We start from the raw sequence: 5,342 nt of genomic DNA, 5'->3' as shown, positions 1-5,342 counted from the left end.
ACGACTCCGGGCCGGTGGCGCTCGCCGGGGTCATGGGTGGCGCCTCCACCGAGATCTCCGCGACACCACCGAGATCCTCATTGAGGCCGCCCACTTCGACCCGGTCGCGGTGGCCCGCACGGCCCGGCGCCACCAGCTCGGTTCCGAGGCATCCCGCCGGTTCGAGCGCGGCGTCGACCCCGCGCTCGCGCCAGCGGCGGCCCGTGCCGCCCTGCGCCTGCTCACCGAACTCGCCGGCGCCACCGCCGAAGCCGGGGTGACCGACATCGATCACCGTCCGGCGCCGCGGCCCATCACCTTCCCGTTGGGCGAGACGGCCCGGCTGGGCGGGCGTCCCTATCCGGCGGAGGTCGTCCGCCGACGGCTGGTCGAGGTCGGCTGCACGGTCGCCGACGCCGGCACCGACGCCGTCGCTCTCCCCGGAGCCGCCGTTGACCTCGCCGGGGCCGACAGCGTCGGTGACGGCGCGCTGCTGGTCGTCCCGCCGTCCTGGCGTCCCGACCTGACCCGGCCTGCCGATCTGGTCGAGGAGGTCATGCGCCTGGAGGGGTACGACACGATCCCGGTGACCCTCCCACGGCTGCCCGCGGGCCGCGGCCTCACCCAGGGCCAGCGGATCCGCCGGGCGGTCGGCACCGCCCTCGCCCACCAGGGCTACGTGGAGGTCCTGACCATCCCGTTCGTCGGGGACGACACCCCGGACCGGCTCGGACTCACCAGCGACGACGCGCGGGCGGCGGTGGTCCGGATCGCCAACCCGATCGCCGAGGACGCCGCCAACCTGCGTACCACCCTGCTGCCGGGGCTGTTCGCCGCGGCCGTCCGCAACATCGGCCGTGGGCAGGTCGACCTGGCCCTGTTCGAGACCGGGCTGGTCTTTCGAGCCACGGCCACCACACCGGTGGTCACACCGCCGACTCCGGCGGTCGACCACCGGCCCGGCGACGCCGAGATCGCCGCGCTCAACGCCGTCCTGCCCGAGCAGCCCAGGCTGGTGGCCGTCGTCCTGACCGGCCGCCGCGAGCCGGCCGGCTGGTGGGGGCCTGGGCAGCCGGCGACCTGGCAGGACGCCGTCGACGCGGCGCACACCGTCGCGGCGGCCACCGGTGTGGACCTGACGGTGACGGCGGACGCGCTGACACCGTGGCATCCGGGCCGGTGCGCGCGCCTGTCAGCGGACGGCCAGGTGGTCGGGTACGCCGGGGAACTGCATCCGCGCGTGATCGCGGCGTATGGGCTGCCGGCCCGAACCTGCGCCATGGAACTCGACCTCGACACGGTGCTCGAGATCGCGTTGGCGCGCCCGCCGGTCACCGCCCCGGCGGTGTCCACCTACCCGCCGGCCGACCGTGACATCGCGTTGGTGGTCGAGGCCTGCGTGCCGGTGGCGCGTGTCACCGAGGGGTTGCGCCGCGGTGCCGGTGACCTGCTGGAGGCTCTGACCCTCTTCGACGTCTACGAGGGATCCCAGATAGGGGAGGGAAAGCGGTCACTCGCGTTCGGCCTGCGGCTGCGGGCGGTGGACCGGACGCTGACCGCCCAGGAGGCCAACGCGGCACGGGACGCGGCGATCGCCGAGGCTGCGCGGCTGACCGGCGCTGTTCTGCGCACCTGACCCGTCCTGGCCCGTCCTGTCCTGTCCTCACGTCGTCAGTCGTCAGTCGTCCTCGCGGCCGAGGCCGAGGACGTGAGTGCCCACGAACGGCGCCCGTACCGCGACGAGCGGACGCCCGCCGCCGCGCCGGTCCGCGGCGATCGCCAGCCGCCGCCGCGCGAGTACCGCCACCAGTTGTTCGGCCCGCGCCTCGCGGTCGAGATCACCATGAACCGCGCGGGCGAAGGCCACCCCGTCGGCGTGCGCCCCGGCGGGTGGGCGACCGTCCGCGAACGCGGTGAACCTGGCGTGGAAGTCGGGCAGGCAGGACAGCGCCGGCCATGCCCGCGCGACCGCGTCCGCGCGTTTGCGCAGCAGCGCGGTCCGGGTTGCCCCGACTCGCCCGGGGTCGAAGCCGGCGGGGACAGGCCCGCCGGTGACCAGCGCGCGCACGAGATCATCCTGCGCCTGCCGCAGTCCGGTGCGCGGGGCGGGGTCGATCACGGGATGTGTCCGGCGGCGGCGATGGCGTCCAACTCGTCGGTGAGCTCCTGGACGGACGGGTAGCGGCCGTCGCGCTCAAGCATGATCGCCGGCGTCCCGCCGGAGCCCGCGGCAGCGCGACCGGGACGGTCGGAACAATCGGAACAACCGGGATGGCTGGGGTGCCGTTGACCTGCCGGATCCGTGTCCGGGTGCCGGTCCGGTGGATACGGGCTCCGGTCCGGACAGCGCTCGGCCACCTCGCGCACCAGATCGAGGACCTCACCGGTGACGGGATGGGTGTGGGTGTCGTGGTAGAGCCCGTCGCGTACCACTCCACCCGCCACATGGATGTAGGCGATGCGCTCCCACGGCAACGCCTCGAGAAAGCGGTGCGGGTCGACCCCGTGGTTGACCCGGTCGGCGTGCAGGTTGGCGAGGTCCAGCAGGAGCAGCGCGCCGGTGCGCTCAGCCAGTTCGGTGAGGAAGTCGGCCTCGTCGAAGTCCGCTTCGGGCCAGTGCAGCAGGGCGGCCGGATGTTCCAGGGCGAGCGGTACCGCGAGCTCGGCGGACAGCGTCCGCACGTTCGCGACCAGCACGTCCAGGGCCTCGCGGGTGCGTGGGACCGGCAACAGGTGACCGGCTTCGAGGCCGCCGGCCCGCACGAACGCGACATGCTCGCTCACCAGCGGCGCCTGCAGCCGCTCGGCGACGGCGGCCAGGTGCGCCACCCGCGCCGGCTGGAGCGGTTCGGCGCCGCCGAGCCCGAGGCCGACACCGTGCGGCACCACCGTCACGCCGCGTTCGACCAGTTCGTCGAGACCGACCGGCAGGGGACCGTGGGTGTGCAGGGTCTCGGCTATGACCTCGACGAAACGCAGGTCCGTCCGGTCGGCGATGAAGGCGGCGAGCTCCGGCCGCCAGCCGATCCCCAGTCCGGACAGTGGTGTACCGGCGCCCGGTCCGGATGTGGTCATCCGCCACCACCACAGCCACCGCCACCACCACAGCCACCGCCGCCGCCGCAGGAGGACCCGCCGCCGCAGGATGACCCGCTCCCGCAGGAGGACCCGCCCCCGCAGGAGGAGCCACCACCCGACGAGGAACCGTTCGAGTTGGAGCGGAAGGAGAAGCCGAGTTGTCGGGCGAGCACGGGATCGGTCCGCCACAGCACGATCGGGCTGAACAGCGCCACGGCCACACCGCGCTGACCGGGAATCCCGCCCAGGCCCAGACTCCGCGCGAGCACACGGGCGTCCCGCAGGAGCCGGCGCCCGGCCCGCGTGGTCGTCGGGATAATCGTCGCCACGATGGCGACCATGGACATCATGAACGCGGCCGGCAGGTAGAAGAAGGCGCCGACGTCGCCGGCCACGACAGCGAACGGGAAACCGAGCAGACCCGCGGCCGCCATGATCAGGAACGCCCGGCGCAGGTGCCGGAGCCTGCGGATCTGTTCCGCGGGCGGCACGAGGTGCGCCGCCTGTAATCCGGCGCGGGTGGCATGCGCGACCGGGCTGCCCGCAACGATCCGTTTGACCTGGCTGAGCCGGATCTCGCCTGCCGCGGCGATGGCGCTGTGCACCGCATGGGTGATGGCGTGTCCTCCTGCCGGCGGGGGGCCGATCGCGACGAGTGAGGACCGCCGGGTTCCCGGGGCGATACGGCCCTCGTCGTGCAGGGCGATGACCGCTGCCTCCACCGCCCGTCTCGGCCCGCCGGCGAGGAAACCGAGATCGTCGAGGGGGATGCTGCGCGGGTCCACGGGTGGTACGTCAGGGGAGCGCGACAGGACGACCCGGGCGCCGATTATGATGATCAATAAGATCAGCAGGAGCGTCAGGTACGCGCCGAAGAACGTCACCGCGGCCCCGTCCGCCGCGACGGACCACTGGCGATCACCGGTTCGGCTGGCACTTGGACCATGCGCCCGGCCGGCACCTGCCGCGCCGCTGCCGCCTGCCGTGCCATAACGTGCCGTGCCATAACGTGTGCCTGTCGTGCCATCGCGTGCCCGCCGGCCGGGGGGCCGGCGGTGAGGGCGCCGGCGAGCGTGGCGGATGCGATGGTCGCCGGCGTCATGTCGTGTGTCATGCCGCGTTCCCTTCCGGTTCTCGGCGTCCCGATCTCGTGTGCAGGCCCGGCGGCCGGGCCCGGACGGTTTGTTGCCGGTGCCATCCGTTTACTCCGGTGGTTTCTGACAGCGTCGACCGTCCGGCGCGGCCGGGGCCAGGAGTGTCCGGCTCCCGACGCCGTGGAGGGGTACCACGCTGGTAGGCCCCGTTATCGACCACGGCCGCGGCCGTCGACCTCGCCCGGCGCGGGCTGGCGGTGTTCCTGCTCCCGCCCGGCGGCCGCCGGCCCGTCGGCGGCGCCTGGCATGCGCGATGCCTGACCAGCCCCGGACGCGTGCGGGAGCTGCTGGCACGACGGCGACAACATCGGCGTCGGCTGCCGAGCCTCCGGCATCGTCGGCCTGGACCTGGACCTGGACCTGGACCTGGACGTCGACGGCCCGGCAACGCTCGCCGCGCTCGCCGTCGGCCTGGGGAAGGACTGGCCCGCAACCCTGACGGTGCGGACCCCAGCGGGGGTCTGCACCTGTACTTCCGCGCGCCGGACGGCTGCACGGCAGCGAGCGTGTCCGGCGGGAGGACCGCCCTCGGGCCGGGTCTCGACGTCCGCGGTCCTGGTCGCCGCACCGGCGGCTACCTCATCGGTCCCGGCTCCGTTGTCGCCGGGACGCCGTCCCGGGAGGCAGGAGAGCCCTCCTACGTCTAGGAGCCGCTTACGCGGGCTTTCCACAGCCGCACCGTCTTGTCGTAGCTGGCGGTGGCGAGGGTGTGCCCGTCGGGGGCGAACGCCACCGACTCCACGGCGCCGGTGTGGCCGGTGAGGGGTGAGCCGAGCGGGCGGGCCTGCCGCGGGTCCGTCACATCCCACAGCCGCACCGTGCTGTCGGCGCTGCCGGTGGCGAGGGTGTGCCCGTCGGGGGCGAACGCCACCGGCCCCACGGCGTCGGTGTGGCCGGTCAGCGGTGGGCCTGCTGCGACAAAGGCGGGCGGGGAGCCGCCGGTCGTGGTGGTGATCAGGATGGTGAGGGCGGCGGCGAGGGCGAGGACCGCGGTGCCGGTGGCAGCCAGGAGCCGCCGGCGCCGCCGGCGCCGCCACCAGGGGACGGGGCCGGTGTTCCCGGCCGGCCGTGGCCGTGGCCGTGGTGGGGGTGCCTGGACAGTGGGCCGGGTGGGTGTGTCGGGTGCGAGGG

At 74.2% G+C, this 5,342-nt stretch carries 4 protein-coding genes and 2 pseudogenes; 2 read left to right on the top strand and 4 right to left on the bottom strand.

The features are described from left to right. Positions 1-1,615 (top strand): annotated as a pseudogene (locus CM1CMNOD_RS15165) (phenylalanine--tRNA ligase subunit beta); the annotation flags it as partial. 42 nt (positions 1,616-1,657) lie between these two features. On the opposite strand, the gene CM1CMNOD_RS22510 reads toward CM1CMNOD_RS15165, so the two are convergent. From CM1CMNOD_RS22510 to CM1CMNOD_RS15150, 3 genes are read right to left on the bottom strand one after another with little or no spacing between them, the layout of a single operon-like run. Continuing rightward, positions 1,658-2,098 carry a hypothetical protein gene (locus tag CM1CMNOD_RS22510; protein WP_013874480.1) on the bottom strand — a complete coding sequence of 147 codons (441 nt, stop codon included), beginning with the start codon at positions 2,096-2,098 and terminating at the stop codon, positions 1,658-1,660. Next, positions 2,095-3,054 (bottom strand): DUF692 domain-containing protein, encoded by a 960-nt coding sequence (locus CM1CMNOD_RS15155; protein WP_013874479.1) that lies wholly within the window; start codon positions 3,052-3,054, stop codon positions 2,095-2,097. Before CM1CMNOD_RS15155 ends, CM1CMNOD_RS22510 begins: the two co-directional genes overlap by 4 nt. Next, positions 3,051-3,941: a TIGR04222 domain-containing membrane protein gene (locus CM1CMNOD_RS15150; protein ID WP_013874478.1), complete on the bottom strand. Its 891-nt coding sequence runs from the start codon at positions 3,939-3,941 to the stop codon at positions 3,051-3,053. The genes CM1CMNOD_RS15155 and CM1CMNOD_RS15150 overlap by 4 nt, the downstream gene beginning before the upstream one ends. 449 nt (positions 3,942-4,390) lie before the next feature. On the opposite strand from CM1CMNOD_RS15150, the pseudogene CM1CMNOD_RS24500 reads away from it, so the two are divergent. Continuing rightward, positions 4,391-4,858 (top strand): annotated as a pseudogene (locus CM1CMNOD_RS24500) (bifunctional DNA primase/polymerase); the annotation flags it as partial. On the opposite strand, the gene CM1CMNOD_RS15140 reads toward CM1CMNOD_RS24500, so the two are convergent. Next, positions 4,855-5,342, bottom strand: a 488-nt coding sequence (locus CM1CMNOD_RS15140; protein ID WP_431607661.1) for a WD40 repeat domain-containing protein, incomplete at its 5' end; no start/stop codon positions are given. The pseudogene CM1CMNOD_RS24500 and the gene CM1CMNOD_RS15140 overlap by 4 nt on opposite strands.

Source organism: Protofrankia symbiont of Coriaria myrtifolia, assembly GCF_900634755.1.
GTDB classification, from domain to species: domain Bacteria; phylum Actinomycetota; class Actinomycetes; order Frankiales; family Frankiaceae; genus Protofrankia; species Protofrankia coriariae.
This window is presented reverse-complemented; position numbering and strand designations above follow the sequence as displayed.

Bases quoted from the DNA above. Each gene is read 5' to 3' on its own strand.
- CM1CMNOD_RS15155 (WP_013874479.1), bottom strand. From the start codon at position 3,054: ATGACCACATCCGGACCGGGCGCCGGTACACCACTGTCCGGACTGGGG.